Raw genomic sequence first — 25,559 nt, forward strand, 5'->3', positions numbered from 1 at the left:
CCATTGAAGCCGCTCCCGAGCAGCCTGGACGCTCGAAGCCGGCGAGTACTCCCTCGTCCAGGCCTGTGGACAGGAGCCTTTCCATGACCAGGTACGTCTCACGGTTCGTTGACGGCGACAAGGACAAGAAGGATCTGCTGGGCGGCAAGGGCGCCAACCTGGCAGAGATGACCAAGCTGGACCTGCCCGTGCCACCGGGGTTCACGATCACCACCGAGGCGTGCCGGGCGTACATGCGCGACGGGCACGTCCCGCCCGAGCTTCGCGTCGAGGTGACGCTGGCCGTGCGGGAGATCGAGGACACGATCGGGCGGCGCCTGGGCGACTTCCACGAGCCGCTGCTGGTGTCCGTGCGCTCCGGGGCGAAGTTCTCGATGCCGGGCATGATGGAGACCGTCCTGAACATCGGGCTCAACGACGCGTCCGTGAAGGGCCTCACCGAGTTCTCCGGGGACGAGCGGTTCGCCTGGGACTCCTACCGCCGGCTCATCCAGATGTTCGGCAAGACGGTGCTGGGGATCGACGGGGAGCTGTTCGCGGCCGCCCTGGACGAGCGCAAGACCGCAGTCGGCGCCGCCACCGACGTCGACCTGTCCGCGCAGGACCTGCACGTGCTCGTGCACACCTTCAAGGAGATCGTCGTCGAGCAGACGGGCCGGGAGTTCCCGCAGCACCCGCGCGAGCAGCTCGACATGGCGATCGAGGCCGTCCTCGACTCGTGGAACACCGACCGCGCCCGGCTCTACCGTCGCCGCGAGCGCATCCCGAACGACCTGGGGACCGCCGTCAACGTGGTGAGCATGGTGTTCGGCAACCTGGGTGAGACGTCCGGCACCGGGGTCTGCTTCACGCGCGACCCGTCGACCGGCGAGGCCGGGGTCTACGGCGACTACCTGCCGAACGCTCAGGGCGAGGACGTGGTCGCCGGGATCCGCAACACGCTGCCCTTGTCGGAGCTCGAGGTGCTCGACCCCGTCTCCTACGACGCGCTGCGGCACGCGATGCGCCGCCTCGAGACGCACTACCGCGACCTGTGCGACATCGAGTTCACCATCGAGCGCGGCAAGCTCTGGCTGCTGCAGACCCGGGTGGGCAAGCGCACCGCGGCCGCGGCGTTCCGGATCGCGACCGAGCTGGTGGACGAGAGCCTCATCACGATGGACGAGGCGATCACGCGCTGCCCGGGTGACAAGCTCAACCAGCTTCTGTTCCCGCAGTTCGACGCGAGCGCCGACCGGCACCTGCTGACCACCGCCATGGCGGCGTCACCGGGCGCGGCGGTGGGCGAGATCGTCCTGGACAACGCCCAGGCGCTCGAGCGGACCGAGGCCGGCGCTCATGTGATCCTGGTGCGCCGGGAGACCAACCCGGACGACCTGCAGGGGATGATCGTCGCCGACGGCATCCTCACCGCCCGCGGTGGGAAGACGTCCCACGCGGCCGTCGTCGCACGCGGCATGGGGACATGCGCCGTGGTCGGCGCGGAGGAGGTCGAGGTCGACGTCGCCCGCGGCGAGGTGCGCGTGCGTGACCAGGTGCTCCACGCAGGGGACACGATCGCGATCGACGGGTCCACGGGGGAGGTCTTCCGCGGCTCGGTGCCGGTGGTCGACTCACCGGTCATGGTCTACGTCGCCGAAGGGCTCGACGCCGGGCTGGCTGCGGCGACCGATCCCGAGGCTCGTGCCCTGGTCTCGGCCGTGGACCGCGTCCTGCGGCATGCCGACTTCGTCCGCCGGATGCAGGTGCGCACCAACGCCGACACGGCCGAGGACGCCCGCCGCGCACGGGCGCGGGGAGCCGAGGGTGTGGGGCTGTGCCGGACGGAGCACCAGTTCCTGGGCGAGCGGCGCGAGCACATCGAGCGGCTCATCCTGGCCGACAACGACGACGACCGCTCGGTCGCCCTCGACGCCCTCCTCCCGCTCCAGCGCGAGGACTTCGCCAGCCTGCTGGAGGCCATGGACGGGCTGCCGACGACCATCCGGCTCATCGACCCCCCGCTGCACGAGTTCCTGCCGGACCTCACGGAGCTGGCGGTCAGGGTCGCGGTGGCCGAGGAGCCGGACCCGAAGGAAGTCGCCCTCCTGGCGGCGGTCGAGCGGATGCACGAGCAGAACCCGATGCTGGGGCTGCGCGGGGTGCGGCTCGGGCTGACGCTGCCGGGCCTGTTCGCCCTGCAGGTGCGCGCGATCGCGGAGGCGACCGTGCAGCTGCGGCAGGCCGGACTCGACCCGCGGCCGGAGATCATGGTCCCGCTCGTGGGATCGGTACGGGAGCTGCAGCTGGTCCGCGAGGAGGCCGAGCGGGTCCTGGCCGAGGTCAGTGCGTCGTCCGGCGTCCCGCTCGACGTGCCGATCGGCTGCATGATCGAGCTGCCCCGTGCAGCACTGACCGCGCACCGGATCGCCGAGGAGGCCGACTTCTTCTCCTTCGGCACCAACGACCTCACGCAGACCACGTGGGGGTTCTCGCGGGACGATGTCGAACGGGCGTTCTTCGCCGACTACCTGCAGAACGGCGTGCTGACCATCTCCCCGTTCGAGACGCTCGATGCCGATGGCGTGGGCTCCCTGGTGCGGGCCGGCGTGGAGGGTGGCAGGGCGACCAAGCCGGGCCTGCACATCGGGGTGTGCGGTGAGCACGGGGGAGACCCGGAGTCGATCCACTTCTTCCACGAGGTGGGGCTGGACTACGTGTCGTGCTCGCCGTTCCGCGTGCCGATCGCGCGGCTGGAGGCCGGCCGTGCGGCCGTGGCACGGGGAGGCGCCGCCTGAGCAGTGCGTCGGAACAGCGCCCGGGCGTGGTCGACGACCGCGTCCGGGCGCTCGTCCGCGATGAAGTGCCCGGCGCCGGCGACGAGCTCCTGCGTGAGGTCGTCCGCGTGGTCCTCGTACCCGCCCAGGAGCTCGAGCGGGAGGCCCGCCGGGTCGTCCGCGCCGTACAGCACGACGGTCGGCGTGGTCAGCAGCGCGTCCCGGTACGCTCCGCGGGCGATCCGTCCGACCTCCCCGAGGATGGCGTTCCGGTAGAGCGCGGAGCCGGCGCGAGCACGGGCGGGATCTCGCAGGGGTGCGGCGAACAGCTCGACGTCGCTCTCGGGCAATGCGTCCGCTCCGGTCCGGAAGTCGCGCAGCAGGTACCGCACGAGCCGTTGCCGTCCGGACCGCAGTGCCCACGGTCCGAGACCGGGCGTGGCGATGACCCACTGGAACCACAGCCGCCACGCGACGGTGAGCATCCGCGGGTGCATCCGGACGAACGGGTGCCCACTGCCGAACGTGAGGAAGGCGCCGACGCGGTCCGGGTGCTCGAGGCAGAGCCCGTACCCGAGGATCGCGCCGTAGTCGTGCGCGACGAGGTCGACCTTCGTCAGCCCGAGCGCGTCCAGCAGCTCGACCACGTCCGCCAGGAGCTGCTCGCGGACGTAGCCGCCGGAGGGAGCGTCCGTCCACCCGGCGCCGCGCAGGTCGGGGCAGACCACGTGGTGGTCCTGCGCGAGCTCGGGGATGACCTTGCGCCACTCCCACCAGTGCTGCGGGAAGCCGTGCAGCAGCAGCACCGGGGGACCGTTGCCCGCCTCGGCGACGTGCATGCGCAGGCCGGGCAGCTCCACGAACCGGTGGGTGACCCCGTCGAGGGCCGGGAAGGCGTCCATCTGCCGACGGTACTACGATCGTAGTAGTGAGTCTACTACGTCTATAGTGCGCGCATGACGTCACCGAAGGTCCGCGCGCTCGACGCCGCGATCGAGCTGCTGGGCACCGAGGGCCTGCGCGCGCTCACCCACGTCCGGGTCGACGAGCGGGCCGGGATCCCCCGGGGCTCGACGTCCAACTACTTCCGGACCCGCGCGTCCCTGCTCGCCGGGGTGGCGGGGCGGATCATCGAGCGCGAGATGCCGGAGGCCGCCACCGCGCTCGCGCCGACGTCGGTCGACGAGGTGATCGAGTCGGTCTGTGCGCTGGTCGTGTTCACGACCACGGTCCAGCGCACGCTGACCACCGCCCGCCTGGTCCTCTTCATGGAGGCGAGCCACGACCCCGTGCTCCGGGACGCTCTGTCGGCCGGCCGACGCGCGCTGGAGGACGAGGTGGTGTCCGTGCTCGCGCGGCTCGGGTCGTCGGACCCTGCCACCGGTGCGGCTGCGGTCATGGCGTGCGCCGAGGGGCTGATCCTGCACCGGATCGCGCGTGGTGACGAGACCGATCCGCGCCCTGCGCTCGAGCTCGTGGCGCGGGCAGCGCTGGCATGACGCGGGCGCCGGGAAGTCCCGGCGCCCGCGTCAGGTGCTACGGCGTGACGGTCAGCGGCGTGCCGCCGGACGTCAGCCGCCAGTCGGGGTTGGTGGCCGAGAACACGCTCGGGTCCACCACCTCGTTCGCGCTCACCCAGTCGATGAGCAGCTGGCGGATCTCCACCTGCCGGTTGTAGACGACGGGGGCGGTCGTCACACCCGGGAAGTTGCCTCCGCCGGACTGCCGGTAGTTGTTGATCGCCACGACGAACTCCTGCGTGTCGGTCACGGGGACGCCGCCGTAGGCGAGCCCGGTGATCCGGCTGCCGACGGGCTGCGCCAGGTCGATGTCGTAGGTGAGCGGCTGGTCGAGCCCTCCCATGACGTCGTAGTTGTAGTCCGGAGTGCCGTTCGGCGCCGTCGGCGTCACCGCGTTGGTGAGGCTGGCGGCGGGGTACGTGCCGGGAGCAGGGGCGGCCTTGAAGTACTGCGCCGACTTCTCCAGGTACGCCTTGACCTGTGCGCCCGTGAGCTTGATGCCCAGGAGCGTGTTGTCGTAGATGTACAGGCCCGCGATGTCCCGCACGGACACGTCACCCTGCGGGATCGCCGCGTCCTTGTTGAACGGTGCCGCGATCGAGAGCACCGGCAGGTCGGCGTCGGCGCCCGTGAGCTCGGCCTTGACCGCCCCGGCCTGGACGTAGTTGATGAAGTCCAGCACCGCGGTGTCCTCGTACCGTGCGGTCGCCGCGGACATGGCCTCGGTCGAGGTGCCGATCACGCCGTTGACGTAGTCGACGACCTTCTGGTGGTCCGCCTGGAGCAGGCTGACGATCGCGGGGTCCTCCGGGACGGTGTTGGAGTTGAGCACGGAGGCGTCCACCGACTGCACGCTCCAGCGGCCGTGGCTGAACGAGAGGTCGATGTCGAACACCGACAGCCGCTCACCCCACTTCAGCGGCTCCGAGAGGACGACGGGCTTGCCGGTCGCAGTGTTGGTGACGGTGCGCTCGGCGATCTCCTGGTGGGCGTGGCCGACGAGGATCGCGTCGATGCCGGGTACCTGCTCGGCCACGAGCGTCGCCGCGTTCTCCGGGAACGGCAGGGTGTCGCCGTAGGAGGACGAGGTGTCCGCACCCGAGTGGGCCGCGACGACGACGACGTCGGCGCCCTTGCGCTTCATCTCGGGCACGTACTTCGTCGCCTGCTCGACGAGCCCGCCGAAGCTCATCTGCCCCTCGACGTTCGCCTTGTCCCAGATCGCGATGCCCGGGTTGGTCAGGCCGAGGATGCCGACCTTGACCGGCTTGCCGTGCGGGGGCCGGACCGTCTTGATGACGTACGGGGTGAACGCGGCCCGGCCGTTCTTGTCGTTGGTCGCGTTGGCCGCGAGCAGGGGGAAGTCGAGCTGCTTCTCGAACGTGCGCAGGTAGGGGATCCCGTAGTTGAACTCGTGGTTGCCCAGCGCGGCGACGTCGTAGCCGATCGCGTTCATGGCTGCGGCCATGGGGTGCTCGACCGTCTTCGAGATCGGCTGGATCTTCGCGTAGTAGTACGCCAGCGACGTGCCTTGGATGGTGTCGCCCGCGTCGATGAGCAGGGTGTTGCGGTCCCCGCGGTCCGCGCGCACCTGGTTCACCAGCGTCGAGACCTTGGCCAGGCCCACGTCGTTGTGGGCGCTGTCGTCGTACTCCGCATTCTTGAAGTAGTCCCAGTTCAGAGCATTGCCGTGCAGGTCCGTGGTGCCCATGACGGTGAGCTGGTACTCGCTCGATCCGCTGCCGCCGTGGCCGTTGCCGGCGTAGGCCGGTGTGGCGAGGCCCACGGCGAGCACCGCGGCTGTCGCCACCGCACCCGCCCTCACGCTGGCCCGTTGCAGGATGCTGATACCCATGCCGGAGTCCTCCCGTGCTGTCGGTTCTGCACCGGGTTGCGGTGCCTCGGGCACCGTAGCCCGTCCGGGTGACAAGGGACACGTCGGGCGCCGCGCAGGACCGCGACGACGAGAGCGCACGCGGGGGTATCCCGGCGCTGCGGCGCGACCCTAACCTGAAGCAACGGTGGATCGTCCGACGAGGGGCAGTCTCATGGCCGGGAACGATGTGCGGTGGTACCGCCAGGCCGTCGGCGTGGCCGAGGCAGGCTCCACGGAACCCGCACCGCCGGTCGTCTCCCCGCCCGTCCGGCTGAGCGCGGACCTGCTCACGGTCGAGGCGCTCGCCTGCACGCAGGACGTGCTCGAGCAGCTGAACGAGAGGCTGCGGCACCACGGCGGCTCGGTGACGGCCGGCGAGGTCGAGAGGGGCCGGCTCACGCTCCGGGTGTCCGGGATGACGGCGGTGGAGGCGGGCCTGCGGCTCCAGGCGGAGCTCCCGGCCTTCGGCGAGGTGCACAGCTGGGACGCGGACCTGGCCCGGACCGTGGCGTCGCTGCGCCCGGTCAAGGTGCCCGACGACTCGGCCGCTCTGGAGGACCCCTCGGCGGTGCAGAGCCCGTTCGCGGGCATTCGGACGCCCTCCGCCGTCCGCAGCCCGTTCGCGGTGCGGAGCCCCTTCGCCGTGCGGAGCCCGTTCGCGTCGTGGAGCGACGTCGACAGTCGGACCGCGCTGGCGGTCCGGAGCCCGTTCGCGGTGCGGAGCCCGTTCGCCGGGGGTGTGCGTGAGGCGGTCGACGTCGGCCTGCTCGCACCTCCTCCGGACGACCTGCGGCCGGTCCGTCCGCCGGTGGTGGCGGTGGTCGACGGCGGGATCGCCGCCCACGAGTGGTTCGTCGGGCCGGACGGGCCGATCGTGACCGACGCCGTCGCGGCCGGCTGGCGTCCGACGGAGGAGCTGCCCGGCCCACGGGTGGGCAACGTGGACGGGGACGGCAGGCTCGACGACTCGGCCGGGCACGGCACGTTCGTCGCCGGTCTGGTGCGGCAGCACGCCCCGTCGGCGCGGCTGCTCTCGCTGCAGGCGATGGACGCCGACGGCGTGTTCCCGCCCGGCCGGTCGCTGTCCGCTCTCACCTGGCTCCTGGAGCGCGTCCGGGGTGCCGACGCCGAGCACCCCGGGCTGTTCGTCGACGTCGTGTGCCTGGCGTGGGGGTACGTCGACGACGGTCCGACGGAGGACCCGACCACCACGGCGCTGCGGTCGGTGCTCGGCGAGCTGGGGGAGCTCGGGGTCCAGGTGGTCTGCGCGGCCGGCAACGGCTCCGACCGCGTCCCGGTCTACCCGGCGGCTCTGACGGCGCTGGCCGAGAGCGACTCGTTGCCCGCGGTCCCGCTCGTGAGCGTGGGGGCCACCAACCCGGACGGCTCGCTCGCGACGTTCAGCAACTACGGTCCGTGGGTCGAGCACTACGAGCGCGGGTCGGCCGTGGTCAGCGCGATGCCGAGGTCGTTCGGCAGCCCGGTCGGGCCTGATCGGCTCGCCGCCGCCCTGGAGCAGCCGTGGGCGTTCGACTCGGACGACATGGCCACCGGTACGGCGCGCTGGGGTGGCACCTCGTTCGCGGCAGCGATCGTCGCGGGCAAGCTGGCCCACGCGATCGCGCAGGACCCGGACGGCGCCGCGGTCGAGGGTGCCGCGGTGCTGGAGCGAGCGAGGCGGGTGCGCGCGACCGTGCTCGGGGAACGCGAGCAGGGGACCGCGCCGGGGGAGCCATGAGCCAGGACCTGCAGCCCTCGGCTGCCCCGGTCGACCCGCGCGCGAGCCGTCGGGAGAGGCTCGCTGCCTGTCTCGCACGGGCGCGTGCGGGCGACTCCGCGGCCATCGAGGAGATGGTGCACGACCTGAACCCGCTGCTGTGGCACGTCGCCCGGTCCCAGGGGCTCGACACGTCGACGGCCGCCGACGTGGTGCAGACGACATGGCTCGAGCTCGTCCGCCGGCTCCACGAGATCCGCGTCCCGGAGGCGCTGGCCGGCTGGCTCACGACGGTCGCGCGCAACGAGGCGATCAAGGTGCACCGGCGGTCCCGCCAGGTGGTCCCGACCGAGACGGTCGAGCTGCCGGACGACCCCGGGCATGACGTCGTCGACGATCTGGTGGCACGGGAGCGTGCGCGGAGCCTGTGGCGGTCCTTCGCGCAGCTCTCGGAGCGGTGCCAGCAGCTGCTGCGGGTCGTGGCCCAGGTGGACCGTCCGGACTACACGGCGATCTCCGAGGCCATGGGCATGCCGCACGGCAGCATCGGCCCCACCCGTGGGCGGTGCCTGACCAAGCTGCGCGAGCTCCTCCTGACCGATCCGCTCTGGGAGGCGCCATGAACGACTGGCCGGACGTCCTGGACCAGCAGATCCTCGCCGGTCTGCGCGACGGCTTCGACGAGGCAGACCCGCCGCCGCCCGTGCTCGACCAGCTCGTGGTGCTGGCGCTCGGTGCCTCGCAGCTGGACGCCGAGGTGGCCCGGCTCGTCGAGGACGCGTCCGTGGCTCCGGGTGCCCGGGCGTCGAGCCGGGTCCGCACGCTCCGGTTCGAGGCCGAGGCGCTCACCGTCCTGCTGAGCGTGGCCGAGGGTCCGAGCGGAGCGCGCCGGGTCGACGGCTGGCTGCTCCCCGGCCGGGCGGCCGAGGTCGAGCTGCAGCGGCCAGAGGGTGCCCGGGTGGTCGGTGCGGACGCCTCGGGTCGGTTCGTCTTCGAGGAGGTCCCCGCGGGCGCCGTGCAGCTGGTGGTGCGAGCGCCGGACGGGGTCGTGGTGACCTCCGCCGTCGAGCTGTGAGCCGCGCCGCCGACCTGTACGCGGCGGGCGTCGCCGCCAACGAGGACATGCGGCCGGTGGCAGGCGCTCGGCTGCTTCGGGCCGCGCTGCGCGCCCTCGGCGACCCTGCGCACGACCGCGACGGCGAGCAGAACCTGCGCGGCCGGGTCAGCGTGAGCCTGGCGATGGCGGAGGCCGAGGCCGGGCATCTCGACGCCGGCCTGGAGCTCCTCGCGGCGGCGACCGACCTGCTGCCCCCGCAGGAGCGCGCGATCGCGCACGCGCAACGGGCGATCCTGCTGCGCCGGGCCGGGCGCGACGAGGAGTCCCTCGTCGAGTACGGCGTCGCGCTGGCCGGCCTCGACGTGCAGGCCCAGCCGGTGCTCGTCGCGAAGGTGCTGGTCAACCGCGCGGTGGTGCACATGGGGGCCGCGCGGCTCGGACCGGCGCGGGCGGACCTCGACCTGTGCCTGGCCCTGGCCCGGCGGGAGGGTGCGGAGGTGCTCGTCGCGAAGGCCGTGCACGACCTCGGGTTCCTCGACTACGTCTCCGGTGACCTGCCGTCCGCGCTGCACCACTACGTGCAGGCGGAGCGGCTCTACGAGGGGCTCCTGCCCGGGATCCTGGCGATGCTCGGCCTCGACCGCGGCCGCGTGCTGGTGGCCGCCGGCCTGGTCACCGAGGCCGAGCGCGAGCTCGCGACCGCGGTCGAGTCCCTGCGCGCCCAGGGATCGCTGCAGGACGCCGCGGAGGGGGAGCTCGCGCGCGCCGCGGCGGCGCTGCTCGGCGGGCGGCCGGGGGACGCCCGCCGCCTCGCGAGGGGTGCTCGCACGGTGTTCCTGCGGCGCGGCAATGTGCGGTGGGCGGCGCGGGCCGAGCTGATGGACCTGCGGGGCGCGGCCGCGGAGGAGCGGCGTCGGCACGGCACGGCCGCCCGGGCCGAGCAGCTGCACCAGACCCTGGCGGCGCTCGGGATGCGCGAGGACTCACGGACCGCGGCGCTGGTCGCGGCTCGAGCGCACGCCGCTGCGGGGCGTCCGGACGAGGCGCGACGGCTGATCGCCGCCACGAGCATCCGGGGAGCCGGCCTCGAGGGGCGGCTCCTCCAGCGGGCGGCGCGTGCCGACGCGTCCGCCGCCGAGGGACTGCCGCGGGTGGCTGCCCGCGAGCGTCGCCGTGGCCTGGCCACCCTGCACCGCTGGCGCTCCATGTTGGGTGCGCTGGACCTGCAGGGCGGGGCGGCCCTGCTCGGCAGGGAGCTCGCGGGGGCGGGGCTCGCAGACGCTCTCGCGACGGGCAGACCGGCCGAGGTGTTCGCGTGGGCGGAGCTGGCGCGCGCGCAGGCGATGCTCACCCGGCCGGCGGTCCTCGGCGACGAGGACGAGGGTGCCTGGCGGGACCTGCGTGCCCTCGGCGTCGCCCTGGCCCGGGCGGAGCTCGACGGGCGCCCCACGGCCCAGCTGCGGCAGCGCCGGTCCCGCCTCGGCGGTGAGCTCCGTCGACGGACGTGGGCGGCACCCGGCACGGGCGTGACGCAGCGCTCCGCCTCCTTGTCGCGCGTGCAGGCGGCCCTGGAGGGTGCCGCGTTGGTGGTCTACGTGGAGAGTGCAGGGGTGCTGCGGGCCCTCGTCGCCACCCGGTCCCGGGCGCGTCTCGTGACGCTGGGGCCGCTGGACGAGGCGCAGGAGGCGACCGCACGGCTGCGGGCGGATCTCGACGTCCTCGCCGGGGGGCTGCCCGCGGACCTGCGCTCGGGCGTGCGCGCGGCCGGAGCGGCGGACGCGGCCGCGCTCAGTGGACGGATCCTCGACCCGATCCTGCCCGTGCTGGGAGACCGCGACCTCGTCGTCGTCCCGACGGGAGGTCTGCTCACCGTGCCGTGGTCAGCCCTGCCGGCGACGCACGGGCGTCCCGTGACGGTCGCCGTCTCGGCGAGCAGCTGGCTCGACCGTTCCGCAGCAGGGCCGTCCGGTCGGCCGAGCGTCCTGGTCGCCGGGCCGGGGACGTCGCGGGGCGAGGCCGAGGTGGTGGCGATCGCGGACCTGCTTCACGCCGCGCAGCGACCGGCGACTCGGCTCGTGGGCGAGCGGGCGACCGTGGATGCGACCCGCGCGGCACTGTCTGACGCGGGGGTGGTGCACGTCGCCGCGCACGGCCGGCACGAGGTGGACAACCCGCTCTTCTCCAGCCTGGAGCTGGCCGACGGTCCGCTGATGGGTTACGACCTGCTGCGGCTGCCGCACCCGCCGGAGCTCGTCGTGCTCTCCTGCTGCGACCTGGGCCTGCACGACACGCGACCGGGCGACGAGTCGCTCGGCACCGCGAGCGCCCTGCTCGCCTCCGGCTCGCGCACGGTGATCGCCAGCGTGACTCGCGAGACCGACGACGCGGCCCTTCCCCTCATGGTCGACCTGCACGCCCGTCTGCTCGCGGGTGTTCGCCCGGCGACCGCTCTGGCCGCCGCCGGGGCCGCCGACGCCACCGGCTTCGTGTGCTTCGGATCAGGCTGACGCACTACCACCAGCCCTGCCGCTTGGCCCACCACAGCAGGCCGCCCGACATCGCGATCATCACGGTCAGGGCCACGACCAGCGGAACGACGGTCGTGCTCTGGTTGACGATGAGGTTCATCCCGAGCACCGACGCGAGGGCCGTGATCGGCAGGGTGACCACGGCGATGACGGCGAGCCGCTCGGCCGCGATCGTCATCTTGGTCTCGGTGCGGGCTCGGTAGAACTCGATCACGCCCTGCAGGTAGTCCTTCTCCTCGGCGGCGAGGCCCGCGATCCGGTCGAACTGGTCGACGAGGTCCCCGACGAGGTGGCGGCTCTCCTCCGGCACCGCGCGTTGCAGGCCGGCCACCCGGCGGTAGATCTCGGCGGTCTGCGCGGCGATCGTCCGGACGGCCAGCAGACCGTGGCGCGTGCGGAACATCTCGTCGAGGAACTTCTCCGGATCGTCGTAGGCGCCGGCCGTCACCCGCCGCTCGAGCTCCCACACGTCGGCGGTGAGCTCCTCGACGAACTTCTCCATCCGCCGGGTGAGCGTCGAGACGATGGCGTGCGAGATGTCGAAGGACGTCCGGGGGCGCAGCCGCCCGGCACGGATCCGTTCCAGCACCTCCCGGGTGTCCCGCAGCGCCACGTCCGGCGGCACCGCGGGGTTGACCGGTCCGTGCACGGTGACCAGGTAGCGCGGGCCGATCACGCGGTCGAGCTCGACGTGGTGCACGTGGCCGCCCTCGCCGCGCTCGGGTGCGTGCAGGACGAGGAAGAGCGAGTCGGGGTAGGCGTGCACCTTGGGCAGCCGGTTGCGCACCTCGCAGTCGTGCACCGCGAGCGGGTGCAGCCCGAACACCCGCGTCAGCACGTCCTGCGCCTCCGCGTCCCAGGTGGGGATGTCGACCCAGACCAGCCCGACGCGTGCCGCGAGCAGGGCGGGCAGCTCGTCGACCGAGCACTCGCGTACGCCGTCGTCGGTGAGGTGGTGCACGTCCACTGTCGGCCTCCCGTCCTCCCGCCATCATGCTGCGGTCGGGCGCGCGTCGCGCCCTCAGCCCGCGACGGCCCGGAACAACCGCTCGTAGTCAGCGACCATGCGCGCCGCGCTGAACCGGCTCTCGGCCTCGCCTCGGCACTCGTGCCGGTCGATCGAGGGCAGGCGGCCGACGGCAGCGACCGCCTGGTCGGCACCGGCGACGAGGAACCCGGTCACGCCGTCACGGATCAGCTCGGGCAGAGACCCGCGCGGTGTCGCGACGACCGGGGTACCGGCCGCGAGCGCCTCGACCACCGAGAGACCGAACGGCTCCTCGAAGTCGATCAGGTGCAGGAGGGCGACGGCACCGCCCAGCAGGCGGTCCCGCTCCGCAGGCCCGACGGATCCCACGAAGCGCACCCGGGACCCGTCGACGAACGGCTCGACGAGCGTCCGGAAGTACGCCTCGTCGTGCACCACACCGGCGATGACGAGGGGCAGGCCGGAACGGCGGGCGACCTCGACCGCCACGTGAGCGCCCTTGTCGGGATGGATGCGACCGAGGAACAGCAGGTACCCGCCGTCGCCGGGACCGGGCGTGAACTGCGTGAGGTCCAGACCGTGGTGGATCGTCGCGTCGTAGGTGAGGTCCGGGTGCCGGTTCGCGTCGCTGATCGAGACGTAGTGCGCGATGTCGTCGTAGGCGCGGTAGACCGGCAGGATCCGTTCCGACGAGAAGCCGTGGATCGTGGTCACCACTGGGGTGTCGACGAGCCGGCTGTAGCTGAGGGGCAGGAAGTCGAACTGGTTGGAGATGACGTCGAACTCGGCGGCCTGCTCGAACACCGCCGCGATGTGCAGCGACTCGCACACCTTCACGTCGATGGACGGGTCCTCCTCGTACCCGGCCGGGGCCTCGGCATGCAGCCGGGCACGGGTGAGTGAGTCGGCGGTGGCGAACAGGGTGACGTCGTGACCGCGCGCCACCAAACCCTCGGTGAGGGTCGAGGCCACCTGCTCCCACGGCCCGTAGGAGCGGGGTGGCGTGCGGTGCGCGATCGAGGCGAGCACGGCGATCTTGACGGGGTGCCTCCACGGCTGGGGAGGTCGGACGTCACGGGGGCCGCCTGACCTCGGCTGGTATCCTAGCGATGCGGCGCCAGGCCCGGCTGTGAGCACGACCGGCGGGCCAGGACGCCCGGGGATGTCGATCAGGCCCCGCCCGAGGTCGGTAGCGCACTCCGCTGCGATGCACCATCAGTGCGAAGGGCCTCCATGGCCATCAGGTTCGGCGTCCTCTCCACCTTTCCTCCCACGCAGTGCGGCCTCGCCACGTTCTCGTCCGCGCTCGCCACCCACCTGGTCGAGGCCGGTGCCGACGTGTCGGTGGTGCGCGTGGTGGACTCCCTGCAGCCCCCGGTGCCGCTCGTCTCGCACCAGCTGGTGACGGGGAAGCCCGACGAGGCACGGGACGCGGCGGCGGCGCTCAACGCCTGCGACGTGGCCCTCGTCCAGCACGAGTACGGGATCTTCGGCGGTCCGGACGGCGCGGACGTGCTCGATGTGCTCGCGCGCGTCCGCGTGCCGGTGATCACCGTGCTGCACACCGTGCTGGCCGACCCGACGGCGCACCAGCACGAGGTGCTTGCCCGGGTGGTCGCCGCGTCGTCCGTCACCGTGACGATGACCGAGGCGGGCCGCCAGCGACTCATCGCCGGCTGGGGCGTCGACCCCGACTCCGTGACGGTCATCGCCCACGGCGCCCGGGACAACCACGCCCAGGACGAGCTCGTCACCCCGGCGCGGACGGCTCCCACGGTGCTGACGTGGGGGCTGCTCGGCGAGGGCAAGGGGATCGAGTGGGCGCTCGAGGCGCTGGCGGGCCTGTCCGACCTGCGACCGCGTCCCACCTACCAGATCGTCGGCCAGACCCACCCCAAGGTGCTCGAGCGCAGCGGCGAGGCCTACCGCCACCGCCTGGAGCGGCTGGTCGACCGGCTCGGCCTCGGCGCCGTGGTGCAGTTCGACGACCGCTACCTGGACGTCCCGACGCTGCAGCGGATCGTGGCGGCCGCCGACGTCGTGCTGCTGCCCTACGACTCGCCCGACCAGGTCACCTCCGGCGTCCTGACCGAGGCGGTCGTCGCCGGCAAGCCGGTGGTGTCGACGGCGTTCCCGCACGCGGTCGAGCTGCTGTCCGGCGGCGCGGGCATCCTCGTCCCGCGTCGGGATCCGGCCGCGATCGGGGCCGGACTTCGCAGGGTGCTCACCGAGCCCGGGCTGGCCGACTCGATGTCGGCCGTCTCCCGCGGTCTGGCGCCCGGCCTGTCGTGGACCGCGGTCGCGGGCCAGTACCTCGGGCTCGGCGACGAGCTGGTGCACGCGCGCACCCGGTCGGCCGCGTGATGTACCCGGCACCGGTGTTCGATCACCTGGCCCACCTCAGCACGCCGATCGGCCTCTTCGAGCACGCCTTGCTCACCGAGCCGCGGCCTGAGCACGGCTACTGCCTCGACGACGTCGCCCGGGGCCTCGTCGTGACGTCGCGCCAGCTGCGTCCGTCCCCCCAGGTGGACGAGCTCGCGGCGACCTACCTGCGGTTCACGCTCTTCGCCCAGGACGGCCTCGGGCGGTTCCACAACCGCCGGGACCTCTCCGGCCGCTGGACCGACGCCGCGACCGCCGAGGACCACTGGGGGCGTGCCCTGTGGGCGCTGGGCACGGCAGCCGGTGCGACGCGTGACCCTCGCGTGCGGCGGGCGGCGCTCGACGCGGCCGTGGTCGGCATGCGCCAGCGTTCGCCCTGGTGGCACGCCATGGCGTACGCGGCGCTCGGCGCTGCCGAGGTGCTCGCGGTCGTGCCGGGGGAGCCGGCCGCCCGCGCGCTGCTGGTGGATGCCCGGACCGTGCTCGCACGACCCGCCACCGACCCGGCGTGGCCGTGGCCGGACGAGCGGCTCAGCTACGCCAACGCCGTGCTCCCCGAGGCCCTGATCGCGCTCGGCGCGGCGCTGGACGACGGCGCCACCGTCCAGCGCGGGCTCGACCTCCTGCACTGGCTCGTCGCGCAGGAGACGCACGACGACCACCTGTCCCTCACGCCTGCGGGCGGTCGGCTGGACGGTGACGAGCGTCCCGGCTTCGACCAGCAGCCCATCGAGGTCGCTGCGCTGGCGGAGGCGTGCTGGCGGGCGTTCCGGGCGACACGCCAGGAGGTCTGGCTGACGTACCTCGGCCGCTGCGTGGGGTGGTTCCTGGGCGACAACGACAGTGGCGCGACGCTCTACGACGCGCTGTCGGGCGGCGGGTTCGACGGGCTCCACGCGGTCGGGGTGAACCAGAACCAGGGCGCAGAGTCGACCCTCGCCGCGCTGTCGACCCTCCAGCTCGGTCGGCTCTCTCTCGTGCAGGCGGTCGCATGACCCTCGTCGACGCGCGTCCCCTGCTGCAGCGGACGCCGCACGTGCTGCGCCCGGACCCGTCGCGGGTGGTGAGCACCCCTTTCCTCCCGGGCGAGGAGATCCACGGCGCAGGCCTGTCGCGTCGCGCGGTCGTGCTGGCGCGCCTGCTGGCGCTCCCCGACGACCAGGTGGACGCCGCACTGATCGACGTCCTGACCTCGTTCAGCGCTCGTCATGACGACCTGGTCGGGCTCCTGGACGAGAGGTTCGCGCTGGTCGCGCGGCACGTCGAGGGCGCGGACGGCCTGTCGCTCGAGCGGCGCCGGCTGATCGGTGCCTGCATGAGCCAGGAGTACGCGATCGAGTCGGCCGCACTGTTCAACCCGTCGATGGTGGCGCACCCCGACCAGAGCGGTCTGCCGGCGGGCTCGACGCGGTTCGTCATGAGCGTCCGAGGCGTCGGTGAGGGGCACGTCTCCTGCGTGGAGCTGCGCACCGGTGTGGTCGACGCCGCGGACGTCGTCACCTTCGACGCCCCCGGACCCACGACGTCGGTGCCGGTCCGCCACGGCATCGAGCACGCCCGGGACGAGCTGCTGCGGCAGAACGAGGAGCTCGCCGGGGACCCCGCGGACGCCGCCGCCCGGCTGCGCTCCCTGCCGGCGTCGTTCACGGCGGCCGAGGTCGAGGGCAGCCCGCGCCTCGCGTGGCTCGCGTCCTGCTCGTACGACACGACGTTCCCGACCGCGAGCTCGGTCGACTCCCGAGTGCTCCTGCCGGGCAGCCCTGCCGAGCGCAACGGGATCGAGGACCTCCGGCTGGTCGAGGTGGAGCACACCGAGGGCCAGCGCGGCTACCTGGGCACCTACACCGCGTTCGACGGCGAGTCGGTGGCGCCGCACCTGGTCGCGACCGACGACTTCGCCACGTTCCGCATGCGCCGGCTGTCCGGGCCCGGCGCGAAGAACAAGGGCATGGCGCTCTTCCCGCGCCGTGTCGGCGGGCAGTACCTCGCCCTGTCGCGGTGGGACCGCGAGAGCAACTCGCTCGCGGCGTCCACCGACCTGCTGCACTGGGAGGACCTGGGCACCCTCAGCGCGCCCGTGTGGGCCTGGGAGATCATCCAGGTCGGGAACTGCGGGTCGCCGATCGAGACGCCCGAGGGCTGGCTCGTGCTCACGCACGGCGTCGGTCCGATGCGCCAGTACGGGATCGGCGCGATGCTCCTCGACCTCGACGAGCCCCGCCGCGTGCGGGGCAGCCTCCGGTCGCCGCTGCTCACGCCGACGGCCGACGAGCGCGACGGGTACGTGCCGAACGTGGTCTACACGTGCGGGGCGCTGCTGCACGGGGACACGCTCGTCCTGCCGTACGGCTGCAGCGACGCAGCCATCCGGGTGGCGCTGGTGGACGTCCCGCAGGTCCTGGCGCAGATCCTCGCCGGGTGAGGGCTACCCGCCGGACACCGCGGCGATGGCCTCGATGGAGACGAGCAGGCCGCGCGGGAGGATCACGTTGGCGGGTGCGGACCGCGCCGGCGGCGGGGTGGGCATGTGCCGGGCGTACACCGCGTTGAGCGCGCCGAAGTCGGCCACGTCGGCGTAGAAGATCGTGGTCTTCACCAGGTCGTCCATCGACGAGCCCGCCGCCTCGAGCGTCGCCGCGAGGTTGCGCAGGGCCAGGTCGGTCTGCGCCTCGATGCCGTCGGGGATCTCGCCGGTCACCGGGTCGATCCCCGCCGTGCCCGAGCAGAACACGAACCCGCCCGCGACGATCGCCTGGCTGTAGGGACCGAGTGCTGCGGGCGCTGCGTCGGTGTGCACGCTCTGTCGGGTCATGGCGTCTCCTGGGCTCGTCGGACGGACGCTCGCCATCGTCCTCCGCGTGCCCGGGAGACGGGAGGGGTTACTCGTCCGGGCCGCGGCGGTCGGGCATGCCCGGGCCCGTCGAGCCGTCGGGCATCTCGAACGACCAGTCGGGTCCGCGATGCCAGTCCCCGTCGTCGACGGCGTCGCGGATCGCGACCGCGGCCACCACCGCCCAGAGGATCGAGAGGAGCACCGACGCAGCGATCAGGGCCGCTCCGACGCAGACGCTGATGATTCCCCACCTGCGGGCGTTTGCCGACTCCCGCTGGGCGACCTCGGTGTCGGCGGCGCCGAACGCGCGGGCGGCGCGGTGCGAGGCCAGGAGCGCGGGGATGCCCGTCGGCCAGAACAGGATCATGCCCGCGATCACCCAGCCGACCGGCGCGGACGGCTCCGGGGGCCGCGGCGGGACGGGTGGCCCGGGGACGTACTGCGCAGGCGGTGGCGGGGGAGCGGGGGCCGGGATCGGTCTGGTCGCGGGGGCGCCTGCGAGCGGATCAGGGGTGGCGCTGGGACTCGGCTCGGTGGTCATGGTTCCTCCCGTGCGACGCGACTGTGCACTCCACCGTAGGACTGTCGCCTGGGAGGCGGCTGTGCCTGTCAGGGCAGCAGCAGCGGGCGCAGCAGGACGAGCGCCTGGTCCACGGACTCCTTCGCCTGCGCGGCCCCCAGGGACGTCGCCACCACGCCGTAGACCATGCGCTGCGCCAGGAGGACGTCCGCGACGCTCAGCCGCGGACTGGCCAGCCCCGCGGCCTGCGCACGCGGCAGCGTCGCGGCGACGAACGCCGGCAGGCGTTCGCCGATGTCGGTCTCCGGCAGGTTGCGGCGGGCGTCGAGGAACATCTCCACGAAGGCGGACTCCTCGACGGTGAGCTCCACGAGCCGCGACCAGAGGCGGACGAACGCGTCGTCGTCGGGCGACGCGGCGATCGCCTCGAGCTCGGCCAGGTGCTCCTCGAACACCGCGAACGCCAGGTCGAGCCGGGTCGGGAAGTGCCGGTACAGCACGCCCTGGCCGACGCCGGCGCTCTGCGCGATGGCGCTCAGCGGCGCGTGGTAGCCGCGGTCGGCGAACACCCGGCGGGCGGCGTCCAGGATGGCGCGCCGGTTCTCCGGCGCGGCGGCCGGCCCTCGGTTGCTTGTGCGCGACGGCGTGGGCATGATGGCATCCTAGACATCCGGACAGTGTTGTCCGGTTACCCGAAGGAGCACTCGATGCCGGATCTCTTCGACCACACCTACGACGTCGTCGTCGTGGGCTCCGGCGGCGCGGGGTTCGCCGCAGCCATGGGCGCCGCCGACGAGGGGCTGAGCGTGCTCATGCTCGAGTCCACCGACAAGTGGGGCGGGAGCACCGCGATGTCGGGCGGCGGCCTGTGGCTGCCGAACAGCCCGGTCATGCAGCGTGCGGGCGCGGGCGACTCGCGCGAGGAGGCGCTGACCTACCTGGAGGCGACCGTCGGCGACGACTACCGGGCCACCTCGCGGGAGCGCAAGGAGGCATTCGTCGACGGTGTCGCGGACTTCGTCACCACCGCCGAGAAGTACGGCATGCGCTTTGCCCGCGCCGCCGACTACCCGGACTACTACCCGGAGCTGCCCGGCGGGAAGATCGGCCGGGCCGTCGAGGTCGAGCCGTTCGACGCCAGGAAGATCGGCGCGTGGTGGCGGTCCACCCGGGCGATGATGCCCCTGCCGCTCAAGACGGACGACGTCTGGCTCCTCGGGCGCTCCTGGTCGACGCCCTCGGGGTTCGTGCGCGGAGCCCAGTTCGTCTTCCGCACCCTCGGCGGGGCGGTGCGCGGCAAGAAGCTCGTCGGCACGGGCGCGGCGCTGGCGTGCTCCTTCCTCGACATCGTGGTGCAGAAGCAGCGCACCCCGCTGTGGCTGAACGCCCCGCTCGAGGACCTCGTGGTCGAGGGCGGCCGCGTGGTCGGTGTCCGCACCACGCAGGGGGGCAGGACGGTGTCGATCCGCGCGAACCGCGGCGTGGTCCTCGCCGCGGGCGGGTTCGACCACAACACCGTCCTGCGGCAGAAGTACCAGGGGATCGACGGCAACCCGTCCGGCAACCCGGGCAACCTCGGGGCGACGCTGGACCTCACCAACGAGCTCGGCGCCGCGGTCGAGCTCATGGACGACGCGTGGTGGGGCGCCTCGGTCGCTCCTGCGCCGGGTGCGAGCCCGGGGTTCCTCGTCGGCGAGCGCTCGATGCCGTACTCGATCCTGGTGGACTCCGAGGGGGACCGCTTCGCCAACGAGTCCGAGTCATACGTCGACCTCGGCCACCACATGCTCGAGCACGACAGGGACGGGACCTTCTGGATCGTCGCCGACACCCGCCACGCCCGTCGGTACCTGCGCAGCTACGCCATGGACCCGCGCGCCACCAAGGCCATGGCGGAGGCCGGCACGATGGTCAAGGCGGCGACCCCGGCAGAGCTGGCCGCGAAGATGGGCATCGACCCCGAGCGGCTGCGGGCGACGTTCGAGCGGTTCAACGGGTTCGCCCGGTCCGGCGTCGACGCCGACTTCGGCCGCGGCAACTCGGCGTACGACCGCTACTACGGCGACCCGACCGTGCACCCGAACCCGTGCCTGGGCCCGTTGGAGAAGGGGCCGTTCACGGCGTTCCAGGTGGTCGTCGGTGACCTGGGGACCAAGGGCGGGGTGGTGACCGACGCGGACGCCCGCGTGCTGCGCGAGGACGGCTCCGTCATCGAGGGGCTGTACTCGGCCGGGAACAACTCCGCCTCGGTCATGGGTCGGACCTACCCGGGGCCCGGGTCGACCATCGGACCCGCCACGGTGTTCGGCCTGCGCGCTGCCCGGCACATGGGTCGCGACCGCAGCTGAGTCCCACGCGCCTGTCGCACGGACGTGCGTCCATGTCATCTCGTGGAACGAGATCTCATCCTGTGACATCCCGCACGATGCCATTTGTGGACAGACCCCCACACACTCCGTAGCGTCTTGCGACAACGAAGGCGGCGGCGCCTGTTCGAGATCCGGTCACCCGGACCTCGACGGCCGTCGCCTTCCGTGCTCCTGGCGCCAGCGTCGCCGTCACACCGGTCAGGTGGACCCGTGAGTCCACCCGGCCGTCCGACCGGACGACCGAAGGGTGCGACCCCATGGCAACGACGTTCGACAAGCTCCTCCTGGAACCTCGACGCACCGAGCAGCTCTCCATCAAGCCCACCCGCACCGCCGAGAACGACTCGGCCCAGAGCCCGTCTCTGATGCTCCTCGTCCTGCTCGCCTGCGCGGGCGTGATCATCTACGCGGTCTTCCTGCTCAACCCGGCCAACCGGGGCGACTGGCTGCCGTACACGCTGGTCATGGTGGCCGAGTCCGTGCTCGTGGCGCACGCCCTGCTGGCGATGTGGACCGTGCTGTCCAGTGGGCACAACCCGCGCGGCTTCGCGTTCCACCACGCCCAGGACCGGCTCTACGACCTCGCGGAGATCATCCGCGACGGCACGGAGAAGGACCCGCAGTCGTGGCGCATGTACCTGCAGGAGTGGCCCATCAGCGTCGACGTCTTCATCACGACGTACGGCGAGGATCTCGCCACCATCCGACGGACGGTGTCCGCGGCGGTCGCGATGCAGGGCCGGCACGACACTTGGATCCTGGACGACGGCCGGTCCGACGCGGTCCGCGACCTCGCGGCCCAGCTCGGGGCGCGCTACGTCCGACGGCTGTCGAGCAACGGCGCCAAGGCGGGGAACATCAACCACGCCCTGTCGATCGCCAAAGGTGACTTCTTCGTCATCTTCGACGCCGACTTCGTGCCGCTGCCGCAGTTCCTGCACGAGACCGTGCCGTTCTTCGCCACCGACGACGTCGCCTTCGTGCAGACGCCGCAGGTGTACGGCAACCTCGACACCGTCATCTCCAAGGGCGCCGGCTACATGCAGTCGGTGTTCTACAAGTTCATCCAGCCCGGCCGGAACCGGTTCAACGCCGCGTTCTCCGTGGGCACCAACGTCATCTACCGGCGCGCGGCCGCCGACTCGATCGGTGGCATCTACTCCGACTCCAAGTCGGAGGACGTGTGGACGTCGCTCATGCTCCACGAGAACGGCTGGCGGACGGTCTACATCCCGACCGAGCTGGCCGTGGGGGACACGCCGGAGACCGTCGAGGCGTACACCAAGCAGCAGCTGCGCTGGGCGACCGGCGGCTTCGAGATCATGCTCACCCACAACCCGCTGTCGCCGAAGCGCAACCTGACCATGGACCAGCGGCTGCAGTACCTGGTGACGTCGACCCACTACCTCACGGGTATCGCGCCCCTGCTGCTGATCCTGGTGCCGCCGCTGCAGATCTACTTCAACCTGACGCCGATGAACCTGACCATCACCCCGCTCACGTGGCTGCTCTACTACGCGGGCTTCTACGTGATGCAGATCCTCGTCGCGTTCTACACGCTGGGCTCGTTCCGGTGGCAGGTGCTCCTGCTCGCCGCCGTGTCGTTCCCGATCTACACCCGCGCCCTCGTCAACGCCGTGCTGCGCAAGGACCAGAAGTGGCACGTGACCGGCCAGAAGGGCGCCTACCGGTCGCCGTTCGCGTTCATGATGCCGCAGGTCCTGTTCTTCCAGTTCCTGCTCCTCACCACGGTCGTCGGGGTGTGGAAGGACCTGAGCAACGGCTACCCGAGCCTCGCCGTCGCGTGGAACGCCACCAACACCCTGATCCTCGGCGGCTTCGTCGTCACCGCCTGGAGGGAAGGGCGCCACGCTCGAGCGGCCGTCAGGGCGCAGCGCACGCCGCGCCACGCCGACGCACGCGTCCTCGCCACCGCACTCCCCGGAGGTGCCGCATGACCTGGACCAGCCGCATCCGACTGCTCGCGGGGATGATCCTCGTGCTCGTCCTCTGCGCGTTCGCCACCTATCAGCTGAACCAGACGCGCGGGGTCGCCGTGAGCGACTCCGCACAGATCCTCGCCAAGTCCTACGGCGTCGGGACGCCGTACGCGGGTCTCGTCGTCGACCAGCTCGTCGACGTCGGTGACGAGGTGAGCACGGGCGACCCCCTGTTCGTGATCGACTCGGCGACGCTGCAGTACGACGTGAAGAACGGCTTCGCGCGGACGTCGACCGAGGCGACGCAGATCGACGCCGACGGACGCCTCGTGGTCCTCGCCACGGGCGACGGGGTGATCACCGAGATCGCCTCCGAGCGCGGCACCTTCGTCCAGTCGGCCACCCAGCTGGCCACCGTGCAGCGAGCGGACACGCTCTACGTGCAGGCCGAGTACACGCTCACCCCCAAGGAGTACGCACGGGTGGCGGACGACGCCACCGTCACGGTCGTGCTGCCGAACCAGCGCGCCATCACGGTGCACGTCTCGGAGGTCAAGGTCGAGACCGTCGCGGGTGCCGCCCAGGCGGTGCTGATCCTCTCCGGCGACTCGCTCGAGGACGGGGCCCAGAACGGGCTCGTGTCCGCGGGCACGCCGGTGACCGCCGAGCTGCACCTGGAGAACGACGGGCTGGTGACGCGGACCGCGGCCGCCGTGAAGACCTACGTGGGAGGACTCTTCGGATGACGACTCGAACGACAGGACCCCTGACCGAGGTACGCCCCCCGCCCACGTCTCGCCGGCGATGGTGGGTGATCGGCCTTGCCTCAGCCGTCGTGGTCACGCTGGCCGCGGTGCTCGTCGTGGTCGCCCCCTGGTCCGACGACGACGGCGGGACCCCCGACGGTGACGGCGGTGCCGCACCCGGGTCGGCCCCGGTCTCCGACGTGAGCGGCCCGCCCGACGCGACGCCGCCGGAGGTGGACTCCGCGGCGCTCGTCGCCGCGGTCCCCACCGAGTCGGTGGCCAAGATCGATCCCGTGCGCCTCGCCCCCGGCGTAGTGCCACCCAGCAACCGCTGGTACAGCGGCCTGGTGTTCGGCGGCCAGCCGCAGCCGGTGTTCGCCGAGCCGCTGTCGTTCGGGCTCACCGACTCGGGGTTCACGCTCGGTCTGCCCGCCCCGACGGTGGACGCGAAGGTCATCATCGCGCCGCACGTCCCGGCTGTGACCGTGGACGCGGGGGCCACCTCCGCGCAGGTCAGCGCCGCGGACCCGGTGAGCGTGACGATCGACCTGCTCGATGCGTCGGGGGCGGTGCTCGGCAAGGTCGTGCTGGCGGCAGGCTCACCGTTCGTCAGCTTCACCGCGGCGCAGGACGTGACGCTGGGCTCCACCGTGACCGGCGGCGCGTTCGCGCCGGGCGACGACGGCGCGGCCACCGCGGACGCAGGTACGTCGCAGTGGGGGCTGGTCGGCGGGACGACCGACGGCGGGTCGACCACGCTGAGCGCCGGCGAGAGCGCGTCCTGGTACGCGCTGCCGCCGGAGGCCACACCGGAGGCAGCCGCCGCGCTGCGGACCGCCGCAGCCGACCCGGTCACGGGCGTCGACGTGACCTACGGCGTGGACGACGACGTCGCCCGCACCACCCTCACCTACCGCACCGCCGGGGGGGCTCCGACCGCGTACGTGCTCATGCCGCACCACCGCGTGGGCGACCAGCCGGAGCGCGCGGACTGCGGGCTCGGCGCCTACCCGAGCGTCTACGGCGACCTGGAGCTCTGCGCCGGGTCGCAGCTGTCGTCGTTCGCGCCTGCTCTTCCCGCCGCGCGCGAGCTCGACCTGGACGGCATCTCCGAGGAGCAGCGCGCGGCGATCGTCGACGCGCTGGCGGCGGACGTCGCGGCCACGCCGGCCTTCCCGTCGGACACGTACTTCGGCGGCAAGGCGCTCAACCGTGCGGCGTCGCTCGTGGTGCTCGGGGAGCAGCTGGGGGTGCCCGACGTCGTGGCGGAGCTGAAGGCCACCACGGTGGACGCGCTGACGGAGTGGGCGGAGCCGGACGGGTGCACTCGCCGTGACGCGAGGTGCGTGGTCTACGACGAGACCGCGCGCTCGGCCATCGGCCTCACCCCGTCCTTCGGGTCGGACGAGCTCAACGACCACCACTTCCACTACGGCTACATCCTCGCGGCGGCGGGTCTGCTCGCGCAGGACGACCCGGAGCTGGCGACCCGGCTCGCTCCGGTGATGAACCTGCTCGCGCAGGACATCGCCGCGGCCCTGCCGTCGGACGAGCTGCCGCAGCTGCGGTCGTTCGACCCGTACGCGGGCCACTCGTGGGCGTCGGGCACGTCCCCGTTCGCGGACGGGAACAACCAGGAGTCGTCGTCGGAGGCGGTCACCGCCTGGAACGGCCTCGGCCTGTGGGCGCTGGCCTCGGACCAGCCGGAGCTCGCGACAGAGGCCACCTGGCTGGCGTCGACCGAGGCGCTGACCGCCCGGACGTACTGGACGGCGCCGGACCTCAAGCAGTTCGAGGGCTTCGAGCACACGATGGTGTCCCTGAACTGGGGCGGGAAGCGGGACTACGCCACGTGGTTCAGCCCCGAGCCCGCCGCCATCCTCGGTATCCAGCTCATCCCGATGGGCCCGGTGCAGTCCGCCATGACCGACGGGGTGGAGCCGGAGCAGATCCGGGCCTCGGTCGAGGAGGCGACGCCAGGCGGGTACGGCGTGCAGTTCGGCGGCTACCTGCTGATGTACCGGGCGCTCGCCGGCGCGGACGACGCGGCAGCGGCCTGGCAGGAGGCGGTGAGCCTGCCGGACGTGGCGGTCGACGACGGCAGCTCGCGCTCCGCGATGCTGGCGTTCATCGCGTCCGCGCAGGCGCGCTCCGGAGGCTGACGGCAGCCTCGCACGACGCCCGTTCCCGTTCTCGGGAGCGGGCGTCGTGCCGTCTCCGGGGCGCTCCCGCCGAGCGAATGACACGTGTCGGTCGAACGAGGGCTTGACTTTGTTGCCGCGGGGTCCGACTCTGGGGTCACACAGTAGTGACACGAGTCACTC

At 72.6% G+C, this 25,559-nt stretch carries 20 protein-coding genes; 13 read left to right on the plus strand and 7 right to left on the minus strand.

Going from position 1 to position 25,559, the window contains the following annotated elements:
* The first annotated feature begins 83 nt into the window (after window positions 1-83).
* Window positions 84-2,777: a pyruvate, phosphate dikinase gene (gene ppdK / locus AC1DXT_RS13680; protein ID WP_477061854.1), complete on the plus strand. Its 2,694-nt coding sequence runs from the start codon at window positions 84-86 to the stop codon at window positions 2,775-2,777.
* Here the strand turns inward: ppdK and AC1DXT_RS13685 are convergent.
* Complete coding sequence (locus AC1DXT_RS13685; protein ID WP_477061855.1) at window positions 2,693-3,658, minus strand: alpha/beta fold hydrolase; 966 nt, start codon at window positions 3,656-3,658, stop codon at window positions 2,693-2,695. The two genes, ppdK and AC1DXT_RS13685, sit on opposite strands and share 85 nt — an antisense overlap.
* A 54-nt stretch (window positions 3,659-3,712) precedes the next feature.
* On the opposite strand from AC1DXT_RS13685, the gene AC1DXT_RS13690 reads away from it, so the two are divergent.
* Window positions 3,713-4,255 (plus strand): TetR/AcrR family transcriptional regulator, encoded by a 543-nt coding sequence (locus AC1DXT_RS13690; protein WP_477061856.1) that lies wholly within the window; start codon window positions 3,713-3,715, stop codon window positions 4,253-4,255.
* Window positions 4,256-4,292: 37 nt separating this feature from the next.
* Here the strand turns inward: AC1DXT_RS13690 and AC1DXT_RS13695 are convergent, their stop codons facing one another.
* Window positions 4,293-6,131: a bifunctional metallophosphatase/5'-nucleotidase gene (locus tag AC1DXT_RS13695; protein ID WP_477061857.1), complete on the minus strand. Its 1,839-nt coding sequence runs from the start codon at window positions 6,129-6,131 to the stop codon at window positions 4,293-4,295.
* Window positions 6,132-6,324: 193 nt separating this feature from the next.
* Here AC1DXT_RS13695 and AC1DXT_RS13700 point away from each other — a divergent pair, with 193 nt between their 5' ends.
* The 4 genes from AC1DXT_RS13700 to AC1DXT_RS13715 are packed head-to-tail and all read left to right on the plus strand — an operon-like array spanning window position 6,325 to window position 11,433.
* Window positions 6,325-7,890, plus strand: a complete 1,566-nt coding sequence (locus tag AC1DXT_RS13700) for a S8 family peptidase (RefSeq protein WP_477061858.1) — start codon at window positions 6,325-6,327, stop codon at window positions 7,888-7,890.
* Window positions 7,887-8,492 carry an RNA polymerase sigma factor gene (locus AC1DXT_RS13705; protein WP_477061859.1) on the plus strand — a complete coding sequence of 202 codons (606 nt, stop codon included), beginning with the start codon at window positions 7,887-7,889 and terminating at the stop codon, window positions 8,490-8,492. The genes AC1DXT_RS13700 and AC1DXT_RS13705 overlap by 4 nt, the downstream gene beginning before the upstream one ends.
* Window positions 8,489-8,944 carry a hypothetical protein gene (locus tag AC1DXT_RS13710; protein ID WP_477061860.1) on the plus strand — a complete coding sequence of 152 codons (456 nt, stop codon included), beginning with the start codon at window positions 8,489-8,491 and terminating at the stop codon, window positions 8,942-8,944. Before AC1DXT_RS13705 ends, AC1DXT_RS13710 begins: the two co-directional genes overlap by 4 nt.
* Entirely contained in the window at window positions 8,941-11,433 is a 2,493-nt protein-coding gene (locus AC1DXT_RS13715) for a CHAT domain-containing protein (protein ID WP_477061861.1), read from the plus strand. The genes AC1DXT_RS13710 and AC1DXT_RS13715 overlap by 4 nt, the downstream gene beginning before the upstream one ends.
* Window positions 11,434-11,437: 4 nt before the next feature.
* On the opposite strand, the gene AC1DXT_RS13720 is transcribed toward AC1DXT_RS13715, so the two are convergent.
* Window positions 11,438-12,421: a magnesium transporter CorA family protein gene (locus AC1DXT_RS13720; RefSeq protein ID WP_477061862.1), complete on the minus strand. Its 984-nt coding sequence runs from the start codon at window positions 12,419-12,421 to the stop codon at window positions 11,438-11,440.
* A gap of 54 nt (window positions 12,422-12,475) precedes the next feature.
* Window positions 12,476-13,471: a glycosyltransferase family 4 protein gene (locus tag AC1DXT_RS13725; RefSeq protein ID WP_477061863.1), complete on the minus strand. Its 996-nt coding sequence runs from the start codon at window positions 13,469-13,471 to the stop codon at window positions 12,476-12,478.
* Between the two features lie 204 nt (window positions 13,472-13,675).
* Between AC1DXT_RS13725 and AC1DXT_RS13730 the strand changes: the two genes are divergently transcribed.
* Genes AC1DXT_RS13730 through AC1DXT_RS13740 form a run of 3 tightly spaced genes read left to right on the plus strand, consistent with a single transcriptional unit; the run spans window position 13,676 to window position 17,249 of the window.
* Entirely contained in the window at window positions 13,676-14,806 is a 1,131-nt protein-coding gene (locus tag AC1DXT_RS13730; protein WP_477061864.1) for a glycosyltransferase, read from the plus strand.
* Between the two features lie 14 nt (window positions 14,807-14,820).
* Window positions 14,821-15,822, plus strand: a complete 1,002-nt coding sequence (locus AC1DXT_RS13735; protein WP_477061865.1) for a glycosyltransferase — start codon at window positions 14,821-14,823, stop codon at window positions 15,820-15,822.
* Window positions 15,819-17,249: a glycoside hydrolase family 130 protein gene (locus tag AC1DXT_RS13740; RefSeq protein ID WP_477061866.1), complete on the plus strand. Its 1,431-nt coding sequence runs from the start codon at window positions 15,819-15,821 to the stop codon at window positions 17,247-17,249. Before AC1DXT_RS13735 ends, AC1DXT_RS13740 begins: the two co-directional genes overlap by 4 nt.
* Before the next feature lie 3 nt (window positions 17,250-17,252).
* Here AC1DXT_RS13740 and AC1DXT_RS13745 read toward each other — a convergent pair whose 3' ends face one another.
* The 3 genes from AC1DXT_RS13745 to AC1DXT_RS13755 form a co-directional block, all read right to left on the minus strand.
* Window positions 17,253-17,639: a RidA family protein gene (locus AC1DXT_RS13745; protein WP_477061867.1), complete on the minus strand. Its 387-nt coding sequence runs from the start codon at window positions 17,637-17,639 to the stop codon at window positions 17,253-17,255.
* A gap of 67 nt (window positions 17,640-17,706) precedes the next feature.
* Window positions 17,707-18,201, minus strand: coding sequence for a CD225/dispanin family protein (locus AC1DXT_RS13750; protein WP_477061868.1), 495 nt, complete (start codon window positions 18,199-18,201; stop codon window positions 17,707-17,709).
* Between the two features lie 68 nt (window positions 18,202-18,269).
* On the minus strand, window positions 18,270-18,833 hold the full coding sequence (locus tag AC1DXT_RS13755; RefSeq protein ID WP_477061869.1) for a TetR/AcrR family transcriptional regulator: 564 nt from the start codon (window positions 18,831-18,833) through the stop codon (window positions 18,270-18,272).
* Window positions 18,834-18,887: 54 nt separating this feature from the next.
* Here AC1DXT_RS13755 and AC1DXT_RS13760 point away from each other — a divergent pair, with 54 nt between their 5' ends.
* The 4 genes from AC1DXT_RS13760 (at window position 18,888) to AC1DXT_RS13775 (ending at window position 25,397) form a co-directional block, all read left to right on the plus strand.
* A complete protein-coding gene (locus tag AC1DXT_RS13760; protein ID WP_477061870.1) occupies window positions 18,888-20,528 on the plus strand; it encodes an FAD-binding protein in 1,641 nt (546 codons plus the stop codon).
* Between the two features lie 278 nt (window positions 20,529-20,806).
* The gene (locus AC1DXT_RS13765; RefSeq protein ID WP_477061871.1) at window positions 20,807-22,507 is read left to right on the plus strand and encodes a glycosyltransferase family 2 protein; all 1,701 of its coding nucleotides are present in this window, start codon (window positions 20,807-20,809) and stop codon (window positions 22,505-22,507) included.
* Window positions 22,504-23,235, plus strand: a complete 732-nt coding sequence (locus tag AC1DXT_RS13770) for an HlyD family secretion protein (protein ID WP_477061872.1) — start codon at window positions 22,504-22,506, stop codon at window positions 23,233-23,235. Before AC1DXT_RS13765 ends, AC1DXT_RS13770 begins: the two co-directional genes overlap by 4 nt.
* Window positions 23,236-23,300: 65 nt before the next feature.
* Entirely contained in the window at window positions 23,301-25,397 is a 2,097-nt protein-coding gene (locus AC1DXT_RS13775) for a glycosyl hydrolase (RefSeq protein ID WP_477061873.1), read from the plus strand.
* Window positions 25,398-25,559 lie beyond the last annotated feature (162 nt).

This window comes from Cellulomonas sp. P1_G12_2, assembly GCF_056405535.1.